At 49.0% G+C, this 23,678-nt stretch carries 21 protein-coding genes; 5 read left to right on the top strand and 16 right to left on the bottom strand.

The features are described 5' to 3' along the window. Positions 1–55: 55 nt before the first annotated feature. Positions 56–544: a CAP domain-containing protein gene (locus QFZ48_RS31535; RefSeq protein ID WP_200817195.1), complete on the bottom strand. Its 489-nt coding sequence runs from the start codon at positions 542–544 to the stop codon at positions 56–58. 158 nt (positions 545–702) lie between these two features. After that, the gene (fbp, locus tag QFZ48_RS31540; RefSeq protein ID WP_429046692.1) at positions 703–1,713 is read right to left on the bottom strand and encodes a class 1 fructose-bisphosphatase; all 1,011 of its coding nucleotides are present in this window, start codon (positions 1,711–1,713) and stop codon (positions 703–705) included. Positions 1,714–1,852: 139 nt separating this feature from the next. Here fbp and QFZ48_RS31545 point away from each other — a divergent pair, with 139 nt between their 5' ends. The 3 genes from QFZ48_RS31545 (at position 1,853) to QFZ48_RS31555 (ending at position 5,974) form a co-directional block, all read left to right on the top strand. Next, positions 1,853–3,121 (top strand): aspartate kinase, encoded by a 1,269-nt coding sequence (locus QFZ48_RS31545; RefSeq protein ID WP_429046691.1) that lies wholly within the window; start codon positions 1,853–1,855, stop codon positions 3,119–3,121. A 74-nt stretch (positions 3,122–3,195) separates the two neighbouring features. Beyond that, positions 3,196–3,474, top strand: coding sequence for a hypothetical protein (locus QFZ48_RS31550; RefSeq protein ID WP_429046690.1), 279 nt, complete (start codon positions 3,196–3,198; stop codon positions 3,472–3,474). A gap of 55 nt (positions 3,475–3,529) precedes the next feature. After that, positions 3,530–5,974, top strand: a complete 2,445-nt coding sequence (locus QFZ48_RS31555) for an outer membrane beta-barrel protein (RefSeq protein WP_429065409.1) — start codon at positions 3,530–3,532, stop codon at positions 5,972–5,974. Here QFZ48_RS31555 and QFZ48_RS31560 read toward each other — a convergent pair. The 14 genes from QFZ48_RS31560 to QFZ48_RS31625 form a co-directional block, all read right to left on the bottom strand. Further along, complete coding sequence (locus QFZ48_RS31560) at positions 5,971–7,410, bottom strand: NADH-quinone oxidoreductase subunit N (protein ID WP_429065411.1); 1,440 nt, start codon at positions 7,408–7,410, stop codon at positions 5,971–5,973. The genes QFZ48_RS31555 and QFZ48_RS31560 overlap by 4 nt on opposite strands. Beyond that, a complete protein-coding gene (nuoM, locus tag QFZ48_RS31565; RefSeq protein ID WP_429046685.1) occupies positions 7,397–8,848 on the bottom strand; it encodes an NADH-quinone oxidoreductase subunit M in 1,452 nt (483 codons plus the stop codon). Before nuoM ends, QFZ48_RS31560 begins: the two co-directional genes overlap by 14 nt. Before the next feature lie 23 nt (positions 8,849–8,871). After that, positions 8,872–10,761, bottom strand: a complete 1,890-nt coding sequence (gene nuoL / locus QFZ48_RS31570) for an NADH-quinone oxidoreductase subunit L (RefSeq protein ID WP_429065413.1) — start codon at positions 10,759–10,761, stop codon at positions 8,872–8,874. 13 nt (positions 10,762–10,774) lie between these two features. Further along, entirely contained in the window at positions 10,775–11,083 is a 309-nt protein-coding gene (nuoK, locus tag QFZ48_RS31575) for an NADH-quinone oxidoreductase subunit NuoK (protein WP_079468113.1), read from the bottom strand. After that, positions 11,080–11,610 (bottom strand): NADH-quinone oxidoreductase subunit J, encoded by a 531-nt coding sequence (nuoJ, locus tag QFZ48_RS31580; RefSeq protein WP_370911354.1) that lies wholly within the window; start codon positions 11,608–11,610, stop codon positions 11,080–11,082. The genes nuoK and nuoJ overlap by 4 nt, the downstream gene beginning before the upstream one ends. Continuing rightward, positions 11,607–12,122 (bottom strand): NADH-quinone oxidoreductase subunit NuoI, encoded by a 516-nt coding sequence (nuoI, locus tag QFZ48_RS31585; protein ID WP_429065415.1) that lies wholly within the window; start codon positions 12,120–12,122, stop codon positions 11,607–11,609. The genes nuoJ and nuoI overlap by 4 nt, the downstream gene beginning before the upstream one ends. Before the next feature lie 10 nt (positions 12,123–12,132). After that, positions 12,133–13,083 (bottom strand): NADH-quinone oxidoreductase subunit NuoH, encoded by a 951-nt coding sequence (gene nuoH, locus QFZ48_RS31590; protein ID WP_370911352.1) that lies wholly within the window; start codon positions 13,081–13,083, stop codon positions 12,133–12,135. Between the two features lie 4 nt (positions 13,084–13,087). Next, the gene (nuoG, locus tag QFZ48_RS31595) at positions 13,088–15,781 is read right to left on the bottom strand and encodes an NADH-quinone oxidoreductase subunit NuoG (protein WP_429065416.1); all 2,694 of its coding nucleotides are present in this window, start codon (positions 15,779–15,781) and stop codon (positions 13,088–13,090) included. After that, a complete protein-coding gene (nuoF, locus tag QFZ48_RS31600) occupies positions 15,762–17,042 on the bottom strand; it encodes an NADH-quinone oxidoreductase subunit NuoF (RefSeq protein ID WP_429065418.1) in 1,281 nt (426 codons plus the stop codon). The genes nuoG and nuoF overlap by 20 nt, the downstream gene beginning before the upstream one ends. A gap of 2 nt (positions 17,043–17,044) precedes the next feature. After that, positions 17,045–17,509 carry an NADH-quinone oxidoreductase subunit NuoE gene (gene nuoE / locus QFZ48_RS31605; protein WP_429065429.1) on the bottom strand — a complete coding sequence of 155 codons (465 nt, stop codon included), beginning with the start codon at positions 17,507–17,509 and terminating at the stop codon, positions 17,045–17,047. A gap of 11 nt (positions 17,510–17,520) precedes the next feature. Next, entirely contained in the window at positions 17,521–19,266 is a 1,746-nt protein-coding gene (gene nuoC, locus QFZ48_RS31610) for an NADH-quinone oxidoreductase subunit C/D (protein WP_370911348.1), read from the bottom strand. Positions 19,267–19,353: 87 nt separating this feature from the next. Then, positions 19,354–19,992 carry an NADH-quinone oxidoreductase subunit B gene (locus QFZ48_RS31615; RefSeq protein ID WP_370911347.1) on the bottom strand — a complete coding sequence of 213 codons (639 nt, stop codon included), beginning with the start codon at positions 19,990–19,992 and terminating at the stop codon, positions 19,354–19,356. Between the two features lie 45 nt (positions 19,993–20,037). Then, complete coding sequence (locus QFZ48_RS31620; protein WP_429046675.1) at positions 20,038–20,520, bottom strand: NADH-quinone oxidoreductase subunit A; 483 nt, start codon at positions 20,518–20,520, stop codon at positions 20,038–20,040. 253 nt (positions 20,521–20,773) lie between these two features. Then, positions 20,774–21,217 carry a CBS domain-containing protein gene (locus QFZ48_RS31625; protein WP_079468123.1) on the bottom strand — a complete coding sequence of 148 codons (444 nt, stop codon included), beginning with the start codon at positions 21,215–21,217 and terminating at the stop codon, positions 20,774–20,776. Between the two features lie 653 nt (positions 21,218–21,870). Here QFZ48_RS31625 and QFZ48_RS31630 point away from each other — a divergent pair. After that, a complete protein-coding gene (locus tag QFZ48_RS31630) occupies positions 21,871–23,286 on the top strand; it encodes a sensor histidine kinase (RefSeq protein WP_429046673.1) in 1,416 nt (471 codons plus the stop codon). Beyond that, the coding region (locus QFZ48_RS31635; protein WP_429065432.1) for a response regulator transcription factor at positions 23,273–23,678 on the top strand (406 nt) is incomplete at its 3' end. The genes QFZ48_RS31630 and QFZ48_RS31635, both read left to right, overlap by 14 nt.

Here is a 23,678-nt window from a genome sequence, read left to right on the forward strand (position 1 = left end):
AAAAAAGAGCCTCTGAACGAAGGGGACGGCCGGTGGCTGTCCCCCTTCGTTTCAATTATTGCTTGATAAACACCTGCGTAAAGAAGGTAATCCTCCCCTTATCGGCGGTGCCGATACCAATGAGCGTATAATCGCCCAGCATATTTTTGCGGTGCCCCGGGCTCTTGATCCATCCATTTACCACGGCTTCGGCGTCGAGGGTGCCATAAGCTACGTTTTCAGCGGCGCTGGCTACGCGGCCCATCTTTTTGGATACGTTGGCTACGCGTTCCTCAAATCCCTCATGACCAAAACCTGTGCTGCCGTTGGCCATATCCCGGCTGTGGCGGCGGGCCTGCTGACTGATGGTCGCATCCAGCTGTAAAGGCTTCAGCCCTTTGGACTGACGGAACTTGTTGGTGTAGTAAAGAATCTGGTCATCCATGCTGGCACCTGCATTACTGCTGTCTGCCGCATGAGTGGCACGTGAACACGCGCTAACCTGGAAAACGGCCAACAGGGCGACTAATAATGCAATGATCCGCTGGTTCTTCAAAATCGACATAGAAATAAAATGGTTAATAATTAAAAATGAATAAAGAGTACTAATATGACTATTAAAACCAGGCCAGGTTTAGCAAGCCGGGTGCCAGAAATTAAAAACGGTGTATAATGGACATTTTGTATCCGCTATACACCGTTTTTTGTAATATTTTTTTAAGCCTACTCGTTCATGATCCGCTGCCAGGTATCCATCATTGTTTTGGACCCTATAAAGATGGCCATCCGCTGGTGCAGCTGTACCGGTTTCAACTCCAGGAGCCGCTGTTTACCGTTGGCCATGGCCACGCCGCCCGCCTTTTCCATGATAAACGACATAGGATTGCACTCATAACAAAGCCTTAACCGGCCTGCCGGGTACTTACCAAAAGCCGGGTACATGAAAATACCACCCTGGATAAGGGTACGGTGTATTTCGGCCACCATACAGCCCACAAACCGGTGGCGGTAAATACGGTCATTTTCATTCCTCGCCATAAAATGATCGATCGATTTACGGATTTTCTGCTCGTATAAGTGGTAATAACCCACATTGACAGAGAAAATATCGCTGTCGGGCGGACATTTCAGGTTGGGATGCGACAGGCAAAACTCCCCGATAGACGGGTCCAGGGTGAACCCCTGCACACTGCGGCGGGTAGCATATACCATCATGGTAGATGAACCATAAATAATATACCCGGCGGCAATCTGCTTGGTGCCCGGCTGCAGGAAATCCTCCAGTTCACATTCAGAGCCCTCCGGCGTAAGCCGGCGGTACACCGAGAAAATGGTACCGATAGATACATTCACATCTATATTGCTGGAACCATCCAGGGGATCCAGTAACACCACGTATTTCGATTTTTTGGAATGCTCATCATGAAAAGGAATAAAGTTTTCATTTTCTTCTGAAGCCACGCCACAGCAGTAAATACTGGTTTCCAGTGAATCAATGAACTGCTCATTGGCAAATTCATCCAGCTTCTTTACTGATTCGCCCTGCACGTTGGTCCGGCCGGCTTCTCCCAGGATGTCGGCAATACCGGCTTTGTTTACTTCCACATTTACCCTTTTAGCAGCGAGGCCGATATCACGCAGTAAACCGGATAACTGACCGGTGGCTCCCGGGTAATTCCGTAACTCCTGGATAGTAAATTCATCCAGTGTCATTACTTTTTGCTTAAGATTCATAACGTTAGGTTGTATGGGCGAATTTAGTCAATTGAAACTATTTTAACGGAACTGTCATTTATCTGCAAACAGATTTTAAAACAATTCTAAACTTGTCTTACTTTGCCGAATAATTTTTTAAAAGAAGATAAACTATCATATGAAGGTTTTCAAGTTTGGTGGCGCAAGTTTAGAAAGTGTTGAACGTATCCGGCAGGTGGCTCAGATTGTACAGTCATTTCCGGACGAAAAACTCCTCATTGTTATTTCTGCCATGGCTAAAACAACCAATGAGCTGGAGAAAGTAGCACAAAACTTTTTCCTGCGCAAACGGGAAATTGCCGCGCAGCTTCTCTTTAACATCGAGGAGCAACATGTGAATGTAGCCGAAGCCTTGCTGGGAACAAAGGATCATCCATTATTTATCCAACTGCAGCAGTTTTTCACCGAAGCTGAATGGACACTGGGCGAAAAACCCCTGCGCACCTATGATTACTATTACGATCAGCTGGTGAGCCTGGGTGAACTGCTCAGCACCTCTATTGTAAGCGCCTTCTTTAACAACGTGGGTATCCACAATACCTGGCTGGATGTGAGAGATATTTTCCGTACAGACGACAACTTCCGCGACGCCAATATCGACTGGATCTATACCCAGCGGCAGGTAACCGAAAAGGTGGTTCCCCTGTTCAGCAACACCAATATAGTAATTACACAAGGCTTCATTGGCAGCACCGACCAGAACGAAAGCGTTACGCTGGGCCGGGAAGGCAGCGATTACTCCGCCGCCGTTTTCGCCAATATGCTCGATGCCGAAAGCCAAACCATCTGGAAAGATGTGGAAGGATTGAAAAATGCCGATCCAAAACTGTTCCCCAACACCGTGAATATACCGGAGATCAGCTACAGCGAAGTGATAGAAATGGCCTACTATGGCGCCCAGGTGATCCACCCGAAAACCATTAAACCACTGCAGAACAAACAGATCCCCCTGCTGGTGAAATGTTTCCTGGATAAAAACCTGCCCGGCACCATCATCAGGGAAACCGCAGATGTAAAACAGCTGCCCCCTATCATTGTGCTGAAAAAGAACCAGGTGTTGCTGAATATTACCTCTAAAGACTACTCTTTTATCACAGAAGATAAGATCAGCGACATCTATGAGATCTTCCACGGGCTGAAGGTGAAAATTAACCTGATGCAGAACGGAGCCATCAATTTCTCCTGCTGTATAGATAATAACCCGGAGAAGATAGAACTCCTGATCAAAACGCTCCACGAGCAGTTTAAAATCGTTTACAACGAAGGACTGGAGCTGCTTACCGTTCGTTATTACCAAACCGGCCTACTCGAAGAACTCAGCGACGGTCACACAATATTATTAGAACAACGTTCAACCGCCACCATACAGCGTCTCTGGAAAAGATAAATTTATCCAGTAAAAATATTATCCCCCTTCGTGCAACTTTTTTCGTACCCGTTCGTCTTTAGTAAAAATGTGGTATGAAAAAAGTTGCTATCGTTTTAAGCCTGAGTACCGTGGTGATGCTGATCATAGCATGCGGAGGGAAAATGGTCAACCGTGGCTACCTTTCCGCCAGCAACCCGGATGAATTGCCTATTTACCTGATCACCCTGGGATATTTCAGGGAAACACCTGCTTGTCCCACTACCCCATCGTCGTGTATGATGAATAAAACAACAGAGATGCCCCTCGGCAAAATACAGGATGTTTTAAGATCGGCGCTTCAATACTACCAGGAAAACTGCAGCAGGAAATAACAGACCCCCTTTTTTGGTACTAGCTTTTGAGAAAATTTACAACGGAAACGATAGTATGAGAACAATCATCGTAGCCCTGGGAATGCTTTTTATTGGTGTGCACGCTACCCTGGCACAACAATCCAATTCCACAGGAAAAATTACACTGACAATTACAGACCATGAAGGCAAGCCGCTCCCCTTTACCAGCGTAATGGTGAGGAATATCAAAGATTCTTCCCTCGTAAAAGGAGAACTGACCACTACCAACGGCAGTTGTGCCTTTGAAAAAATAGCCTTTGGCCATTATTTCATCCAGGCCTCCCAGATGGGATACAACACCACCTACAGCAAAACATTTCAACTCAACGCCGCTCATAAAAACATTACCCTGGATACCATCCGCCTGAACACTTTAGGCAAAAACCTCCAGGCCGTGAATGTAACCGCCCAGAAACCTTTTATTGAAAGTTCTGCCGGGAAAACAGTCATGAACATCGAGAACAGCGTGAGTGCCGCCGGCAATACCGCGCTGGACCTGCTCCGCCGCGCACCGGGAGTACAGGTGGATAACAACGAAAACGTAACCCTGAAGGGGCAAAGCGTTACGGTAATGATCGATGGCAAACTGACCTACCTCAGTGGCGAACAATTAACCAATCTCCTGAAAACAACACCCGGAGAAAGCATTGCTTCCATTGAAATATTAACCAGTCCTTCTGCCAAATACGATGCCTCCGGTAACGGCGGTATCATCAACATAAAAACTAAAAAAGGAAAAATGACCGGGATAAATGGTAACGTGAATGCTACCCTTACCCAGTCGAGATACGGCCGCTATGGTATTTCCGGTAATGTTAACTGGAGAACGGAAAAATTCAACCTGTTCGGTAATTTCGACCAGGGCGACTATCCCCGCCAGGTTACCCGCGTATACAGCCGGAACGTAAAGGAAAACGATGGCAGCTCCACCTATCTTCAGCAGAATATATTTCAGCGTAACCGCTTTAAAAATAACTACCTGAAAATAGGAATGGATTACTTTATCACTGATAAACAAACCATCGGCGTACTGGCCAACGGCTATAAAAACGCCTTCAGTAACCAGATCTACAGCAATGCCGACCTTGGCCGGGTTAATATGCCGGCAGATTCCACCGTGAACTCCCTTACCACCAACAATAACAAGTTCGATAACATTGCGCTCAACCTGAATTATAAACTGATCCTGGATACTGCCGGCGGAAGGGAAATCAGTTTTGATGGGGACTATGCACAGTTCAACAACCACCGCTTTATGCAGCTGAATGACAGCCTGTATGACGCCAAAACACAGTTGAACCGCAACCCCAACAGCATCCGCACCACCGGAGGTACACAGGTAATTATCAAAAGCCTGAAAGCAGATGTAAGCTGGCCGCTCGGCAAGGAAGGTAAACTGGAAGCCGGCGCTAAAACCAGCTTCGTTACCACCACCAACGTATTGCAATTCGACTCTTTGTTTCATGGTGGCTATAAACCTTCTCCCGGATTAAGTGACCGCTTTAACTACCAGGAAAATATTTATGCCGCATACGCCACTTACAAAAAACAAATACATAAAACGAATCTGCAGCTGGGGCTGAGGGTAGAGAACACCGAATCTACCGGGACTTCTTTTACGACCGGAACAAATGTGAAACGCTCTTATGTCGATTTCTTTCCAAACATCAACGTGGAGCAAAAGCTGAATGATAAAAATAAGCTGAGCCTGGCCATGTCGCGCAGGATAGAAAGACCGCAGTACGGTCAGCTGAATCCATTTATGTTTTACCTGGACAAGTATACCTACTTCCGGGGGAATCCTTACCTGCGGCCGCAATACAGCAACATCGCAGAAGTTGCCTATACGTTCAAAGACAAATACATCGCCACTTTCCGCTATAGCCGGATTAAAGATATGATGGAAGAATTCATTACACAGGACGACAGTACCAAAGCCTCCATCAGCACGGAACGCAACTATGATAAAACAGATATTTACAGCATCCTGTTTACGCTGCCTTTCCAGTTTACAAAATGGTGGACCAGCGACAACAACGCAGATTTCTCCTATAACAAATACCGTTTTGAAGATCCCGTAACGAATGATCCTTATTACCGCTATAACTTCAATTATTATATCAGCAGCACAAATACTATTACTCTTCCGAAAGATTTTAAGGTAGAAGTAATGGGCTACTATAACTCGCCTTTTATTTTTGGGATTTTCAGGGGCTATGCACAGTATAACCTGAACCTGGGCGTTCAGAAAATGTTCCTGAATAAAAATGCCACCGTAAAACTGAGCTATAACAATATCCTGCGGAATGAAAGCTATCGCGGGGCCGCAGAATTTGCCAACCTGAACATGAGCATCTTCAATACCTGGCAGTTCCGCACGGTGAACCTTTCTTTCAGCTATAAATTTGGCAGTGCCACCATTAAAGCGGCCCGTGAAAGAAAAACCGGTACCAGTGATGAACAGAATCGCGCAGGTTAAACCAGGATACGCATCATTTGCTGAATCAGCGCCATCATAGCAGTAGGATATACACCCAGCCCTATTAACAGTATGGTTAAAATCACCAGGGTAATATTACCGGCCATGGGCAGGGCCGGCATCACCGTTGTTTGTTGCCCTTTTGCAGGCACCGCAAACATAGCCGCCACCAGCCGGATATAGTAATACAACCCGATCACACTGTTAATCACCAGCATAAACAACAGGAACCACTGGTGCCCGTCCACGCCCGCCAGCACCACATAAAACTTACCGATAAAACCGGCGGTAAGCGGAATGCCCGCCAGCGATAACAGCATCGCCGTAAATACGGTGGCTACCCAGGGGTACCGCCAGAACAGCCCCCTGTAATCAGCAATCGTTTCCGCATCCTGCGAACTGCTAGACATTACAATCACCACCCCAAAAGCGCCGATGCTTGTAATAAAATAAGCTACCAGGTAAAATGCCAGCGCCTCCAGCCCGGTTTGCACACCCGATAAAAAAGCAACCAGGATGTAGCCCATATGCGCAATAGAAGAATAGGCGAGGATACGTTTAATATTCTGTTGTGTGAGTGCCAGCCAGTTGCCCGCAAACATTGACGCTACCGCAATAATAGCTACTATCCACCACAACATCGGGTAGTCGTTCCCGTGAATGTCCTGGTAAAAGCGGATCAGCAACACCAGCATGGCTCCCTTGGAAACCGTGGCAATAAACGCCGCCACCGGCAACGGCGCGCCCTCATAAATATCCGGCGCCCACATATGAAAAGGAACAATGCCCAGTTTAAAACCCACGCCTATCAGCATCAAACCAAAACCCGCCATCACGCTCACCGGCAAATAACCTGCCTCACGTAAGGCTGCCCCTATTCCCGGGAAATCCATATGGCCTGTAAAGGCATACACCAGCGCCATTCCAAACAGCAGGAAAGCAGACGACAACGCCGCCAGCATCAGGTATTTAATCCCCGCTTCATCAGACCGCTCACGGGCACGCAGGTACGCAATTAATCCGTATAAACTGATGCTTAGTATTTCCAGTCCGAGGAACAGCGACATAAAATGACGGCTTACCACCAGCACCAAAGCACCGATAGTAGCCAGGATCAGGAGAATGTAGTATTCTTCCTTCCGCTCTTCCCTTTCTTCAAAATAATTAAATGACAACAACAGGATAATAAACCCCGACACGAGGATCAACCCGGAATTAAAGAGTGAAAACTCATCGATCACCAACAGCGGTGGCACGGGATGAGGAATATACTTAATGGCAGGAATCACCGCCGCCATCGCCATACCAAAAGCAAGAAGGGAAAAGCTGTACACGATGCGGTGATTACGCCAGGCTGCAACCAGCAACATGGCTATCACTGCCGCAGCACATAGGGTGATCAGCGGCCCCAGACTTAAAAAATCAGCGAACGACATAGTCAATGTTTTGGGAAGTATTCAATACCGGTTGCGGATGGAAGCCCAGCCAGCATATCACTATTACCAATGCTATTATGATCACCAGCTCACGCCCGTTCAGATCGGGCATGGCATATTGCCGGTCGCACGGACCGAAGAAAACTTTCTGCATAATACGCAGCGAATACGCCGTTGCTACCACCAGGCCAATAGTAGCCAGGATAGTGAGCACATGATTGGCCTGCCAGCTACCCAGCAGCACCAGGAATTCCGCTACGAAATTGCCTAATCCCGGTAACCCGAGAGAGGCCATCACAAAAATCATGGCAGCGCTGCCCATCATGGGAAGCCGCAGCCAAAGCCCACCCATTTGCCGGAGGTTGCGGGTATGTATGCGCTCATACAAGGCGCCCGCAATAATAAATAACGCACCTGTACTAATGCCATGTGTGATCATTTGCATCACTACGCCCTGGTAAGCAATTTCATTCAGGGCAAAGGCGCCCAGCAGTACAAAGCCCATATGGCTTACGCTGGTGTAGGCAATCAGCCTTTTAAAATCCGTTTGCGCATAGGCCAGCATGCCCCCATACAGGATACCAATTACCCCCAGCAACATGGCCACCGGTGCTATGTCTGCTGCAGCAGTGGGAAACAGCGGCAACACAAACCGGAGGATACCGTAAGCGCCCGTTTTTAGCAGCAGCCCCGCCAGCACCACGCTGCCTGCAGTAGGCGCTTCCGTATGCGCATCCGGCAACCAGGTGTGAAAAGGTACTGCCGGCAGCTTTACCAGGAAGGCGATCAGGAAACCCAGCATCAGCCATCGCTCCATAGAAGGCGTCATAGGCGTATTCAACAGCTCAAAATAATTAAACGTATATACATTAGTGTTAGCTTTATGCACAAAGTAAAGACCGAGTATTGCCAGCAGCATCAGCAAGCCTCCCGCCTGTGTGAACAGGAAAAACTTGTTGGCCGCATACTCCCGGTGTTCATGTCCCCAGATACCAATCAGGAAGTACATGGGGATCAGCATCATCTCCCAGAAAAAATAAAACAGGAAAAGATCCATCGTCAGGAAAACGCCTGTGATACCACAAAGCACAAACAACAGGTTAAAGTGAAAGAACCCCACCCTCGTTTGGATTTCCTTCCAGGAAATTAATACCGCCAGCGCCCCCAGGAAAAATGTCAGCGCCAGCATCAGCATACTTAAACCATCCATCGCCAGGTGCAGGCTGATACCGAAATGAGGTACCCAATCCATCCGGAACTGGTACCACCAACGGCTGCTGCTACCCGTATGCTCCATCCATACCCCTGCGATAATGCCGAGGTTCACCAGCAGGCTGCATAGGGCTATCCACCGGCTGGCAGCGTGGCTTTTCACGCCAGCCACCCACGACAATAACGCCGCGCCAAAAAGGATCAATATCAATACCAGCAATATCATAATTGTTCGTTTAATCGTTCGGGTTATATGTATATCCGCCAGATCAGCACTGACAATATCGCCACCGCACCCAGCACTACGCCAAGTATATACCATCTCAGCAAACCACTCTGCGTACGTGCGAGCACGTTATGACACCATTCCATAAACGCCGCCAGCCTGGTATAAAACGTGTCTATCAGATCCCTTCTGTTGATACGCGACAGGTACACAAAGGGGCGTACCAGCAGCACATTGTACAATTCATCAAAGTCCCATCCCCTGCTCCAGTAGCCACGCAGCCACATAATAGCAGGCATTTCCAGGAAATCAGACATGCCTTTGGGATGCTTCACTACCCAGGCATACGCCAGCCCGATGCCGCCCAACGCCAGCAAGGCCGATAAGGCCTGTGAAGTCCATTCCATAGAAAGACTTTCATGCAGTACCGTCACCGCCGGCAATACCGGTTGCAGCCAGTTGCTGAACAACGTTACATGCCCCATCGTATGGGGCAATTCTATAAACCCGGCAACCGTAGATAATACCGCCAGGATATACAGCGGGATCATCATACTGCTCCCCGGCCGGTGATGCACCTTTGTTTTCTCTTCTCCATAAAATACCAGGAAAAACATGCGGAAAGTATACATACCCGTGAGTAACGCACCCAGCAGCGCCGCCAGCCAGAAGCCAATATGACCACCGGCAGCGGACCACGACAACCAAATGATCTGGTCCTTGCTGTAAAAGCCGGCTGTTATAAAAGGAATAGCCGCAAGGGAAGCACAGCCAACCAGGAATACCCAGTAAACGCCGCGCAACTGCTTTTTCAATCCTCCCATCTTAAACATATCCTGCTCGTGATGCAGCGCTACAATGATAGCGCCTGCGGCCATGAACAGCAACGCCTTGAAAAAAGCATGCGTAACAAAATGAAATACCGCCGCCGACCACGCGCCGCAGCCCAGTGCCAGGAACATATACCCGATCTGGCTCACCGTGGAATAAGCCAGCACCCTTTTAATATCCGTTTGCACCAGCGCGCTGAAACCTGCCAGCACCAAAGTGATAGCGCCTATCACGGCAGTAGTGGTTTGCGCCGCCGGCGCCAGTTCAAATAAAGTATGCGTACGCGCAATGATATAAACCCCTGCCGTAACCATGGTGGCGGCATGTATCAACGCACTCACCGGCGTAGGGCCCGCCATGGCATCCGGCAGCCAGGTCTGCAACGGCAGCTGGGCCGACTTGCCCACCGCGCCGCCCAACAACAGCAAAGCGATGATGGTTACCACTCCATCGTTCACAGACCAGATTTGTATACTGTTTTCCAATATGCCGGGAATACTCAGTGTACCGGTATACTGAAATAACATAAACAAAGCAATGGCCATCGCGGTATCGCCTATGCGTGTTACAATAAAAGCTTTCCTCGCTGCATACCCGTTGGCAGGATCTCTATACCAGAAGCCGATCAGCAGGTAACTGCAAAGGCCCACACCTTCCCAGCCAAAGTATAACAACAATAAATTATCTGCCATCACCAGCGTAAGCATGGCGCCTACAAATAAATTCATGCAGGCAAAAAAGCGGGCGTAGTCCGGATCGTCGTGCATATAACCGGATGCATATACATGGATCAGGAAGCCCACAATGGTGATCACCAGCACAAATACCACCGACAGCGCATCCATCCGGAAATCGAAACCTGTTTTAAACCCACCGGCTTCCAGCCAGTTGCCGGCATGCTGAACAATCGCCTGTTCACCATTTGCGGCAAATTGCATAGCGATGATAATAGCCACTATTGCAGCCAGTCCGATACTGCCGCATCCGATTACGGTAACGCCTATACGGTCGATACGCTTCCAGCCCAGCATGAGCAGGAAGGCGCTGATAAAAGGAATGAGCGGTATGAGTGCAGGAAACATACAATTGAATATTTTATCCGTTCATTTTTGCTGCTTCGTCGCTGTCCAGTGTTTTGAGCTGATGATATAACTGTAAGATCAATGCCAGTCCTACCGATACTTCTGCCGCCGCCATCGCCAGGATAAAGATGAACATCACCTGCCCGTCTGCTGTACCCCAGTGAGAAGAGGCCACAACAAAGGCCAGTCCTGCTGCGTTCAGCATTATTTCCACCGACAGCAACATAAAAATAATGTCGCGGCGAACCAGTATACTGATCAGCCCCAGCACAAATAAAACGCCGGCAAGCAGCATGCCCGCTGTGGTAGGATGTACTATCATGATTGATTATTTTCAAGGAACCGGTGCAATGTTTTCTCTTTCTGACGCCCTAAGTGGTAAGCCCCTACAATGCCCGCCATCAGCAACATCCCGGTAAGCTCCACCGCCAGGATATAAGGGCCGAACAAAGCAATGCCCACCTCCTTCGGATTCACGATCTGAATACCTGATACGGGCTGGCGGTTCTGCAACACCAGGAAAACAAGCTCTCCAAGCAGGATGATACAAAGCAGCGATGGAAAGATCCAGATGCGCGGCTTCAGCCATAGCCGCTCCTGCGCGGCCGACTCTTTTCCCAGGTTCAGCATCATCACAAAAAAGATCAGCAATACCATAATGGCGCCCGCATACACAATCACTTCCAATGCCGCCATAAAAGGCGCGCCATAGAGATACAACACCACTGCCACCGCCAGTAAAGACACTACGAGATATAACAAGGCATGCATAATATTGTACCGGGTGATCACCATCACGGTAGATAACACTGCAATCAATGCAGCAATATAAAATGCAGTTCCTATCATGGTATCAGGCTTTTAATATCTACCGGTGGTTCTTCGTGTTGTGCATCGCCTTTGTCTTTTCCGCGAATGGCCATACCGGCTATATTGTAATAATTATAACCTGGATATTTGCCTTCACTGTTGATGAGCAGGTCCTCTTTTTCATATACCAGGTTCTGACGGTTATATTCTGCCATTTCAAAATCGGGCAATAACTGTATCGCGTAGGTAGGACAAGCCTCTTCGCAGAAGCCACAGAAAATACAGCGGGAGAAATTGATCCGGAAAAACTCCGGATATCTTCTGCCCGATTCATCTTCCGTTGCCTGAAGGGAGATGCAGTCTACCGGGCAGGCCGCGGCACACAGGTAGCAACCTACACATCGTTCGCCTCCATCCGGATCGCGGGTTAACGCAATGCGGCCCCGCCAGCGGGCCGGCAACGGCGCCCGCTGTTCAGGGTACTGAAAGGTTTCCCGCTTGTGGAACATGTGCAGGAATATCAGCCACATACTTCTTACCAGACTAAACATGTTTTTTGTTTTAAGTATTTAACCACAGCTTAATGGCAGCTGTTACCATCAGGTTTAAAATCGATAACGGAAACAATACCTTCCATCCATACTCCATCAACTGATCATACCGCGGCCGCGGCATAGATGCCCGGAACAGGATGAACAACATGATAAAGGCAAACGTTTTTATTACAAACCATAATACCGGCGGCAGAAAAGCCGGTCCAAGCCAGCCGCCAAAATAAAGCGTTACCAGCATGCCGGAGATCAGCGTTACGCCCAGGTATTCACCGATGAAGAACATACCGAACTTCATCCCGGAATATTCCGAGTGAAAGCCTGCTACCAGCTCACTCTCCGCCTCCGGGATATCGAAAGGTAAACGGTGTGTTTCCGCTACGCCCGCCACCAGGAAAATGAGGAAGCCGATAAACTGCGGGATAATAAACCAGACCTTCCGCTGTGCCTCCACTATTTCGCCCAGATTAAAAGAACCACTCAGTACCACCACGCCCATCAGCGCCAATCCCATAAACACCTCATAGCTGATCATCTGCGAAGCCCCGCGCATAGCGCCCAGCAACGCATACTTGTTATTGGAAGCCCAGCCGCCCAACACTACACTGTATACGCCCAGTGAAGACATGGCCAGGAAAAACAACAGGCCGATATTCAAATCCGCCACCACAATTCCTGGTGCAAAAGGTATCACCACAAAGCTCATGAGCACACTCAGCATCACTACGCCGGGCGCAAATACAAACACTACTTTATCGGCAAATGGCGGAATCCAGTCTTCTTTAAAAAACAACTTGATAGTATCTGCCAGCACCACCAACAGCCCGAAAGGCCCTGCCCTGTTGGGACCGTAACGGTCCTGCCACAGCGCCAGCATCCGGCGCTCCACCCAAATGAGACCGGCCGCCGTATTTAACAGTGCAAAAAGCACCCCACCTATTACCCACCAAATGTTTATCATAGCATTATACTTTTATCAGTTGCGGCGCCTCTGAAATCTGCATGCCGGGAAGGCCTACAGGTATTCCGGCAACGCCTTCCTGTAATGTATCGTTAATGATCACCGGTAACGTATAGTGATGACCGTTATCTGTGAAATGCAGCAGGTATCCCGCGGTTACCTGCAACCGTTTTGCGTCTTCACTGTGCAGCATAATGTAGGGGGCCGGAATACGTTCCGCAATGCCCGGTGTATGCACGCTCAGTTCCTCTGATCCGAAAATATGATAGAGGGGTACCAGTAACAGGTGCTCTTTGAGCGGCAGAAAGGGCTCCGGTACTTCCGTATAAAAAGGCGTTTGCCCGTTCGCGTGAGGTTCTATCAATCTCTTGCCGGAGTTGCCATCGTGCAGCGGTCCGCCTGTTTCCACCTGGAATTTGTTTACTGATTGTACAGAGTTCCATCCGGGCGACCAGAAAAAGGGAATCATGGAAGAAGGCGGCTCTCCCCGGTATCCTTCCATGGTAAATGACAGCGCGGTATCTGTGTCCTGCGGCGGACGGGGCTCGCTTACATCTACATTTGCCTGCATAGCGGTACGGCCGCTAAAGCGATGTGGTTCCCGCGGTACCTTCTGACCGGCAATCCGGAAATCAGCATGCGGCGCGAGATGATCTATACTTTCAAATTTTTCGTATGCGTGTGCAAGGTGATTCACTACTTCATCGAAGTGTTGCAAACCGGAGAGTGTAGCATGCCCGTTAATGCTGGCAATCTGCAACAGCCAGCGCCAGCTTTCCTGCACTGCGGAGTCGGGTGCAAACACCTGGAAAAAGCGCTGGGCGCGGCCTTCATTATTCACCAGCGTACCGTCCGATTCAGCAAAGGTGCCAGCCGGTAAAATGATGGTGGCTTTCTCCGCTGTGGGATTATAAAGATGATCCAGCAGGATCACATCTTTCACCTTTCCAAAAAACTGTTCTGCCCGGTGTTGGTTCAGCCGGCGGTACAGGTCATTTTCCAAAACGATCACGGTATCCACTTCGCCATTCAAGGCACGGTCTACCGCCGAATCCAGGCGGTGGCCACCCAGCATTTCAAGTCCTACGCTGTTGCATTCCGGCACCGTGTAGGTAAGCATGGCGTCGATACCAAGATCCCGCAGGGACCAGGCCACATTGGCGGCGGCTTTGATGATGGCTTCACTGCCACCGCCATAGCCTGCAATGATAAGCGGGTTCTTAGCGGTTTTCAGCACCGCTGCTATTTCTGCAGCAATGGCCTTCCCCTGCTCCGACATTCCTTTTACTTCGGGCATTCTACTGCTCAGCAGGTGACTAACGCCAAAGCCTATACGTGCGATATTGTCCGGCGCCGTGTGATAAGCACCCTTTGCAAGTTCATCGAGTTTGGTTTCCTGGACATTTAAAATATAGAGGGGGCCTTTGCTGTCCTGCACGGCTTCCCGTACGGCGGCATCCTGCCATGCGGGCATGTGAATATGATTGATGACATCTTCGACCGGGATACGGCGTACCGCCTGCCGCACCGACAAGGCCAGCATCGGCGCCGTATTGGTTACATCTTCACCGAGGATAAGCACTACATCCGCTGCTGCCGCTTCCTGCAGGGAGGCGCTGCGCACCGGTCCCTGTTGCAGTATTTTGAGGGAAAGGGATACCAGGTCGTGATCTGCTGCCGACACACCCAGGTAGAAGTTGTCTTCCCCAACCAGTTCTTTCAGCACAGCATTGGATTCCAGGGAAGCTCTCGGCGATCCTATGCCGATGGTCTTCCCTGGTTTCATCCGTTGATGCACATGCTGCAACACCGGGATGCCATTGGCCTTATCTGCAGGGCCGTGATGCACCATCGGTGTTTTGATCCGTTGTCCGCTGTTCACAAATTCGTAGCCATAGCGGCCACGGTCGCAAAGGAAATAACCATTTACCGCACCGTTAAACCGGTTAGTGATCTGTCGCACGGCGCCATAACGCTCGCCGGCGATGATATTACAGCCCAGTCCGCAGCCCTGGCATACAGAAGCAGCAGAGGTCAGATCCCATTTACGGGTATAATGCTGCTTGAGGGTTTTATCCGTAAACACACCGGTAGGGCATATTTCGGCAAGATTGCCGCTAAACTCGCTTTCCAGTGTACCCTCTTCCTGCCGGCCAAAATACACATGGTTATGCGCGGCGAAAACATCCAGGTCCTTACCACCGGCAAAGTCTTTATAAAACCTCACACAACGGTAGCACTGGATGCAACGGTTCATTTCATGATTCAGGAATGGTCCGAGATATTGGTTGTTGTAAGTTCGTTTTGTAAAATGGTAATCACGGTAAGAGTGGCCTGTCATCACAGTCATATCCTGCAAATGGCAGGAACCGCCTTCATCACATACGGCGCAGTCGTGCGGGTGATTGGTCATCAGCCAGCCGATCACATGCTCGCGGAAGTTGCGGGCATCGGTATCGTCAATGGATAAACGAAGCTGGTCTTTTACCGGCTCCATACACGACATAATGATCTTTCCCTTCTTATCATCTTCATCCTTAAACACCTTAACAGCGCATTGACGGCAGGCGCCTACCGCACCCAGGGCGGGGTGCCAGCAAAAGTAAGGAAGGTTCAAACCCAGCGACAGGCAAGCTTCTAACAGGTTTTTTCCCTCCTTTACTTCGTAAGGTTTATTATCAATGTGTATGATCGGCATATGGACATTTTTTTTCTTTGATGTGTTGTTCAAAATCTTCCCGGAAATATTTCAGCGCACTTTGCAACGGTTCCATGGCACCGGGCGCCAGCGCGCAGAAAGTGTTACCGGGTCCTAACAGCTTCGTATGCATTTCCAGTTGCTCCAGGTCTGCGTAAGTTCCTTGTCCCTGCTCCAGTGCGTATAATATCTTCTCCGTCCAGGGCAGTCCTTCGCGGCAGGGCGTGCAGAAGCCACACGATTCCTGTGCGAAGAAATGCTCCAGGTTATGTACAAACCCCACCGGGCAGGTGCGGTCGTCGAGTATCACCATAGTGCCGGTACCCAGGCGGCTTCCCGCGGCAGCTACTCCTGCGAAATCCATTTTCACATCGAGGTGGGCATCGGTTAAGAAATCAGTGGAAGCGCCACCAGGCAAGGCACCGCGAAAACGGAATCCCGCTTTCATGCCACCCGCATGTTCCTCCAGTAATTCCCGCATAGTAACGCCCATAGGTAGTTCCCAGGCACCGGGCTTGTTTACTCTTCCACTTACACCGTATATTTTCGTACCCCCGTCGGCGGTATAGCTCAATGATTTGAACCAGTCGCCTCCCTTGCTGATGATATGCGGTATATAAGACAACGTTTCCACGTTATTTACAATGGTTGGTTTACCAAACAATCCGCTTACCTGTGGAAAGGGCGGTTTGGCGCGGGGTACAGCGCGTTTCCCTTCCAGCGAATTGAGCAATGCCGTTTCTTCCCCGCACATATACCTGCCTACACCGGTATGCAGTTGCATTTCCAAACTATAATTTTTACCGAGTATATTTTTACCGAGATATCCCGCGGCATAGGCATCTGCAATTGCCTGGTTCATGATCGTCGCGGCTTCCTTATATGCCCAGCGCATAAACACAAAACCCTGTGTGGCCTGGATAGCATAAGCGGAAATGATCATTCCTTCGAGCAACTGGTGCGGGTTCCCTTCCAGCAGCCAGCGGTCTTTGAAGGTGCCGGGTTCCATTTCATCGGCGTTACAGATCAGGTAGCGCGGACCGGTTACTTCCGCGGGAACAAAGCTCCACTTCATACCGGTGCTGAAACCCGCGCCGCCACGGCCTTTGAGGTTGGCGTCTTTCACCCTGCCTGTTACTTCCGCCGGGGTGAGCTCCTGCAACACTTTGCGTAATGCGGCATAGCCGCCCACTGCTTCGTACTCCTTCAGGTGAAGAGGCGCTCCGGAAGCGGGTATATGTTGTGTGAGCGGTTTTTCCATCTTTATAAATATTGATCCAGTATTTGTAAAAGGGAAGCTGTTGTCAGATCCCTGTACAGGTCGTTGTCTATCATCATGGCCGGCGCATGGTCGCAGGTACCAAGACAGGCATTGGGCAGCAGCGTAAAACGTTCATCGGGTGTGGTTTGTCCGTACCTGATCTGCAGCAGGTCCATCAGTTGTTGTTTAATCTCCGTATAGCCCATCACGTAGCAGCTGATACTGTCGCACAACAAGATGACGTGCCTGCCTACCGGCCGCCGGAAGATGAGGTTGTAGAAAGTGGCTACGCTGTCTACTTCCGCGGTGCTCATTTCCAGGATAGCGGCGATATCCGCCACGCTTTCATCAGATACCCAGCGGCGTTGCCCCTGTACAATTTTTAATGCTTCTATACAGGCGGCCTTTTTTACCGGCACGTGCTGCATTTCATGTGTGATCTGTTCTATTTCAATAGCAGAAAGCATATGTTGTTGTATTATCTGTCAATATCTGCGAGTACATAATCCATTCCTCCGAGTATCGATAACAGGTCGGCCACGGTATATCCGCGGCTGATCAACGGAATCATCTGCATGTGCGGGAAAGAAGGCGTTCGCACCCTGGTGCGGTAAGAAGCGGTGTTGCCATCGCTGATCAGGTAATAGCTGTTCCATCCTTTGGTGGCTTCCGTGCAAACAGCCGCCTCCCCGGCGGGTATTACCGGTCCCCAGCTTACGTTGAGAAAGTGATGGATAAGCGTTTCAATATCCTGCATGGTGCGCGCTTTTACAGGAGGGGTAGCCAGCGGGTGGTGCGACTTGTAATCGCCGGACGGCATGTAGGCCACGCATTGTTCAATAATGCGGAGGCTTTGTCGCATTTCTTCCACCCGTACTACCGCGCGGTCGTAACAATCTCCGTTGTGTGCGACCGGGACCTCGAAAGCAAAATTCTCATAACCACCATATGGCCGCTTCTTGCGCATATCCCACTCCAGGCCGCAGGCGCGGAGTCCGGGGCCGGTTACGCCCCATTCAATGGCTTCTTCCAGTGTATAGATACCGATACCTTTAGTACGGGCTTTAAAGAGATAATTTTTCATGACCATGCTGTCGTACTCTTTCAGCTGTTTGGGAAAATAGCTGATAAAGTTTTTCACCAGCGGCTCCCAGCCGTTGGGCAGGTCCTGGGCAACACCGCCAATACGGAACCAGTTGGGATGCATACGGCCACCGCAAATGGCTTCAATGATTTCAAAGATGCGTTCACGGTCGGTGAACATATAGAACACGGGTGACAGCTGCCCCAGATCCTGTGCAAAGGTTCCATACCACACCAGGTGACTGGCAATGCGGAACAGTTCGCAGAGCATAATGCGGATCACCTGCGCACGTAGCGGCACATCAATGCCGCCCAGCTGCTCCACCGATAACAGGTAAGCCAGGTTATTATTCACCCCGCCGAGATAGTCGATACGATCTGTGTAAGGAATGTAGGTATGCCAGGATTGCCGTTCTCCCATCTTTTCCGCGCCGCGGTGATGGAAGCCGATATCGGGTACGGCGTCCACAATATCTTCGCCGTTGAGCTGGAGGATGATACGCAACACGCCGTGGGTACCCGGGTGTTGCGGACCGATGTTGAGGAACATAAAGTCAGCGTCTTCGCTATGGCTTTTTAAGCCCCATTCTTCGGGTTTAAACCGCAGGGCCTCCTGCTCCCTGTCCTGCTTCTCGTCATAGAGCTTAAAAGGCCCCATTTCAGTAGCGCGTGCGGGGTGCTCCTTCCGGAGCGGATGCCCCTCCCAGGTGGAAGGCATGAGGATGCGTTTGAGTAAGGGGTGACCATTGAACCGGATGCCGAACATATCGTATACCTCGCGTTCGTACCAGTTGGCGGCCGTCCAGATGGGGGTGATGCTTTCCAGCGTTGGGTATTCGCCGTGCAGACCGGCTTTTATTCGCAGGAATTCGTTTCTGTCGAAGGAAAAAAGTGTGTAAACAACGGTAAAGTCATAGGGTTTATGCCCGTTCTGTTGCCGTTTATACGCACGCTCGTCGATGGCCGTGAGGTCATAGAGCATGCGATAAGGCATTTGTATTTCAGATTTAAGAAACTGTAGTACGGCCACAATATGCTCCTGTGGCGTCCAGAAGGTGGGCGTCCCATCCCGTGTAACCTGAGGTTCGAAGGTGATATCACCAAAACGGGAGCTTAATTCCGCTGCAATGCGCTCTGGCATGGCGTATTAAGTTTAGATGGGGGTAAGATAAAATTGTGGTCTTTTCCGGTTTAATCTTTCATATATCCGTTGATGTTAGTAAGTATTTTATATTTCATCGGGTGTTTTAAAATTTGTCATTTGTTGCCGTTTCTCACGGAGGGTATCTTTCATGGAAATCTTTTCCGGCCGGATAACGCCTTGTTCGCCGATCACCCAGCTGAGCGGCCGTTTCTCTTTGCCTACGCTGTCGCGCAGCATAACGAGTCCCGACATAAATGCGTCCGGGCGTGGCGGACAACCGGGTACGTAAACATCTACAGGCAGGAATTTATCTACTCCCTGTACTACGCTGTAGATGTCGTACATACCGCCGGAATTAGCACAGGAGCCCATGGATATTACCCAGCGGGGCTCCATCATCTGCTCATACAAACGTTGAATGACGGGCGCCATTTTTATAAATACGGTGCCTGCGATGATCATGACGTCTGCTTCGCGGGGAGTACCTCTGATTACTTCCGCACCAAACCGGGCCATATCATACTTAGGGGTCATAGCGGTAGCCATTTCTACAAAACAACAGGAAAGGCCGAAATGGAAGGGCCATAGCGAATTTTTCCGTCCCCATGCCAGCAGGCTTTCCACGGAAGTGAGCATTACACTTTGCTGGATCACTTCTTCCATAGAAGTATTGCCGGATATCTTACCGGTTACATCATTTGCGTTGGTCAGCCACCATTTCATATAAAAGTTGATTTACCATGAAATCATAAAATCAACATGCTGTTGCTACGTCAGTGCCTGTGGTGTTGGAGTCTTAATGTCCGTGTATCCGTTAACGTGAGCGGAGGTTTTCTTCTGCATTTTTTTATACGCGCGTAAAATCTTTTTCCCATCGGGCCCGAAGTCCAATGCGCCGTTACGCCATTCGTAAATAAGTACAGCCAGTAATATGAAGATAAAAACGGCAACGCCGAGGAAGCCGGTCCAGCCAACTTCTTCATAGGCAATTGCCCAGGATATGATTAATACCGTTTCAATGTCGAAAATAACGAAGAGCATCGCTACCAGGTAAAACTGGGAAGGGAACCGTAATCGTGCGGAGCCGGTGGAGATGATGCCGGACTCATAGGCCTCTCCGGTGGCGCGGTCTTTATGCCGCTGCCCCAGTACATAAGAGAGCCCTAGTATGATACTGATAAGTATCACAACGATAGCACCATATGCTAAAAACGGCCAGATGGGGGTGATGTCAGAAACAGCGCTTTTCAAAGTGTTCGCCCTCCCGAGCGATTTACTTAAAAGTCCGTCATGCCTGTCTATCAGTTAAAACCAGTAGTATGCTTTCCAATCTACTGAACATGTCTATTATTGGTAATGCTAGTCTGTAAACCGCCAAATCAAGAGGGAAGACCGGATACGGATCCGGTTTCATAACGTTTCAAGTGCTGCTATACGGTAAAGACTATATGAAACTGAAGTTACAAAAAATACAATGATAAAACAAAAGATTAAAATGCGATACTCAGGTATGCGTACCCGTAATATAGCATTCGAGACTGGTAATGATATGCTGTTGGTCGTCAATAATAAACTTTACCACGTCACCAATAGATATCAAACCCATCAGTCTGTTCTGCTGGTCAACAACCGGGAGGTGACGGATCCTTTTATCTGTCATCAATCCCATACAATCTTCAATGGAATCATCTTCAGTAACCGTAATAGGGCGTTCCGTCATGATTTCCCGGATCAGGGTTTCCTTTGATGCACGCCCCTTCAGGATAACCCGGCGGGCATAATCACGTTCGGAGAAAATTCCCATAAAATGTTCGTCTTCATCAACTACTGTCAATGCTCCCACGTTGTGATCCACAAGGAGTTGAAGCGCTTCAAAAACAGTGTTGTCGGGATTTATGGAGTATACTGCATGACCCTTTACCTGCAGGATATTACGTACCTTTCCCATGGCAAGATATTTAGAATAGTAAATAAATGAAAAAACACCATTTCTAAGTTACCAATTTTCATTGTTAAAAGCAAGGCAGTGAAAATAAATCGTTTGTGTAAATTGTACACAAAGCTCCACGCGGAGGTTGTCTTACTCAGGATTAAACTTATTTCACTGATTACGCTGATTTGATCACTTTGGATTTTAAGGGATTCGGGGGAGATATAAGCGAAAACGCGGAGGTTGTCTTTCTCAGGATTAAACTTATTTCACTGATTACGCTGATTTGATCACTTTGGATTTTAAAGGATTCGGGGAGATATAAGCGAAGAACGCGGATTTTGTCTTACTCAGGATTAAACTTATTTCACTGATTACGCTGATTTGATCACTTTGGATTTTAAAAGATTTGGGGAGATTAAAGCGGATATACTCGCTTATATCTCCCAAAATCTTTTAAAAAAATATAATCAGTTAAATCAGCGTAATCCTGAGTAAGACAAAATCCACGTTCTTCGCTTATATCTCCCCGAATCCCTTAAAATCCAAAGTGATCAAATCAGCGTAATCAGTGAAATAAGTTTAATCCTGAGAAAGACAAAATCCGCGTTTGTTAATGATTGTTAAAAAAAACGGGATATAAATACGCGGCCATTTATATTTGCCCCGGTATGAAACTTTCGGTTAAAAGAATTGGTCAGCTGGCAGTGCCCGCCGCCACTGTAGCATTGCTCTTTCAGCTGTATTGGCTGAGACAAACCTGGCTTACTGCCCGGCAGTCGTTCCGTAGTACTGCGACGGAGTGCCTGCAAAAGGCCTATGATGCAGCCATGATGAGCAACCTGGGCCACATAGGCCGTACCAACGACTCCCTTCAACAAATGAATATATCCTCTTCCATTAACTTTGAAGAACTGGAAGATGATGAAAATGAAACTGTGGAGCAGGCCGCGAAACGCGACAGCATGATCAATACACTCGCCGCCCGGCTGCATCTTGACACCGGTAAATCCCACAGCATACCGGTACCCAATGTGGAATATGCCCAAATGTCCAATATTCTTTCCCGCATGTTTTCATCTTTTGGCTTACAGCTGGTGCATATCGACAGCCTCCGGCACGAATACCGGTTGTTACTGCATGAAAAAAATATCGACCTGCCTTTCCGCCTGTACACCGACACCACCCTGACCGCGGTAAAGAGTAATCCACGGCTGCTGCTCATTCATCCCGCATTGAATACCCAAACCAATACCATCGGCGTACTGTTTTCCGGCGAAACCATCTATCTACTGCAACAAATATTCCCGGCTATCATCGTTTCTTTCTTTATAGGACTGCTGATCGTGGGCTGCATATGGACACTCTGGCGCATCATCGTAAAACAAAAGAAACTGGAGCAAATGAAACAGGACTTTATCAGTCATGTTACCCACGAACTGAAAACACCGGTAGCCGTACTGCAGGCCACCAACGAAGCGCTGCTCAACTTCGGCGGCAGCAACAGCCCGGAAATGACAACACGGTATCTCCATCTCAATAAAACAGAACTCGACAAACTCCAGGGACTCATCGATCAGATCATGACCATCACCCGGCTGGAACAACAACTGCATCAACGGCAAACAACCGCCATGCCGCTGGAAGAGAGCCTCAACGGAATTATTCAGCGATTCGCCTACCAGGATAGTGTGCAAATTCACATAGATAACCGATCAGGACACAACAGTATAGAAACCGATAAACAGGCGTTTGAAATCATCTTCAGTAACCTGCTCGACAATGCCATTAAATACAACAACAAACCACAGAAGCTGATTACATTAACAATAAAAGATAACAGGGACCGCATCTTTATTACGGTAACCGATAACGGCGAAGGTATTTCCAACAGCCATCTGCCCTTTATCTTTGATAAATTTTATCGTGTTACCAGTGGTGATACACAGGATACCAAAGGCCACGGACTTGGGCTCAGTCACGTTAAAGCACTGGCACAACAACTGCAGGCCACCGTTGAAGTAAACAGCACTCCCGGCACAGGCACTACGTTCACCCTTCAATTTCCACGCTATGCAAAAAATTAAACTACTGCTGGTAGAAGATGAACTTACCCTGGCAGGCGTTGTAAAGGAAACGCTGGAGTTGAACGGATTTCATATTATGCATGCCGCAAATGGCCAGCAGGGCTGGGATGCCTATCTCTCCTTCCGGCCCCATGCCTGCGTGGTAGATATTATGATGCCAAAAAAAGATGGCATCTCCCTCGTAAAAGATATCCGTAACGTAGACGAACATACGCCGATCATCTTTCTCACTGCCAAAAGCGAAACCTCCGACGTGTTGCGCGGATTACAAAGCGGGGCCGACGACTATATCAAGAAACCCTTCAGCATGGAGGAACTGATCCTTCGCGTTAAAGCACTCATCAAACGCGCACACAGCAACCCATCCCTCAATGCCCCCAAAGGTATTTACC

The sequence above is a fragment of the Chitinophaga sp. W2I13 genome (genome assembly GCF_050434005.1).
Lineage (GTDB): Bacteria > Bacteroidota > Bacteroidia > Chitinophagales > Chitinophagaceae > Chitinophaga.

Coding starts and splice junctions, on each gene's coding strand:
- QFZ48_RS31535 (WP_200817195.1), bottom strand. CDS start 544: ATGTCGATTTTGAAGAACCAGCGGATCATTGCATTATTAGTCGCCCTG.
- fbp (WP_429046692.1), bottom strand. CDS start 1,713: ATGAATCTTAAGCAAAAAGTAATGACACTGGATGAATTTACTATCCAG.
- QFZ48_RS31545 (WP_429046691.1), top strand. CDS start 1,853: ATGAAGGTTTTCAAGTTTGGTGGCGCAAGTTTAGAAAGTGTTGAACGT.
- QFZ48_RS31550 (WP_429046690.1), top strand. CDS start 3,196: ATGAAAAAAGTTGCTATCGTTTTAAGCCTGAGTACCGTGGTGATGCTG.
- QFZ48_RS31555 (WP_429065409.1), top strand. CDS start 3,530: ATGAGAACAATCATCGTAGCCCTGGGAATGCTTTTTATTGGTGTGCAC.
- QFZ48_RS31560 (WP_429065411.1), bottom strand. CDS start 7,410: ATGTCGTTCGCTGATTTTTTAAGTCTGGGGCCGCTGATCACCCTATGT.
- nuoM (WP_429046685.1), bottom strand. CDS start 8,848: ATGATATTGCTGGTATTGATATTGATCCTTTTTGGCGCGGCGTTATTG.
- nuoL (WP_429065413.1), bottom strand. CDS start 10,761: ATGTTTCCTGCACTCATACCGCTCATTCCTTTTATCAGCGCCTTCCTG.
- nuoK (WP_079468113.1), bottom strand. CDS start 11,083: ATGATAGTACATCCTACCACAGCGGGCATGCTGCTTGCCGGCGTTTTA.
- nuoJ (WP_370911354.1), bottom strand. CDS start 11,610: ATGATAGGAACTGCATTTTATATTGCTGCATTGATTGCAGTGTTATCT.
- nuoI (WP_429065415.1), bottom strand. CDS start 12,122: ATGTTTAGTCTGGTAAGAAGTATGTGGCTGATATTCCTGCACATGTTC.
- nuoH (WP_370911352.1), bottom strand. CDS start 13,083: ATGATAAACATTTGGTGGGTAATAGGTGGGGTGCTTTTTGCACTGTTA.
- nuoG (WP_429065416.1), bottom strand. CDS start 15,781: ATGCCGATCATACACATTGATAATAAACCTTACGAAGTAAAGGAGGGA.
- nuoF (WP_429065418.1), bottom strand. CDS start 17,042: ATGGAAAAACCGCTCACACAACATATACCCGCTTCCGGAGCGCCTCTT.
- nuoE (WP_429065429.1), bottom strand. CDS start 17,509: ATGCTTTCTGCTATTGAAATAGAACAGATCACACATGAAATGCAGCAC.
- nuoC (WP_370911348.1), bottom strand. CDS start 19,266: ATGCCAGAGCGCATTGCAGCGGAATTAAGCTCCCGTTTTGGTGATATC.
- QFZ48_RS31615 (WP_370911347.1), bottom strand. CDS start 19,992: ATGAAATGGTGGCTGACCAACGCAAATGATGTAACCGGTAAGATATCC.
- QFZ48_RS31625 (WP_079468123.1), bottom strand. CDS start 21,217: ATGGGAAAGGTACGTAATATCCTGCAGGTAAAGGGTCATGCAGTATAC.
- QFZ48_RS31630 (WP_429046673.1), top strand. CDS start 21,871: ATGAAACTTTCGGTTAAAAGAATTGGTCAGCTGGCAGTGCCCGCCGCC.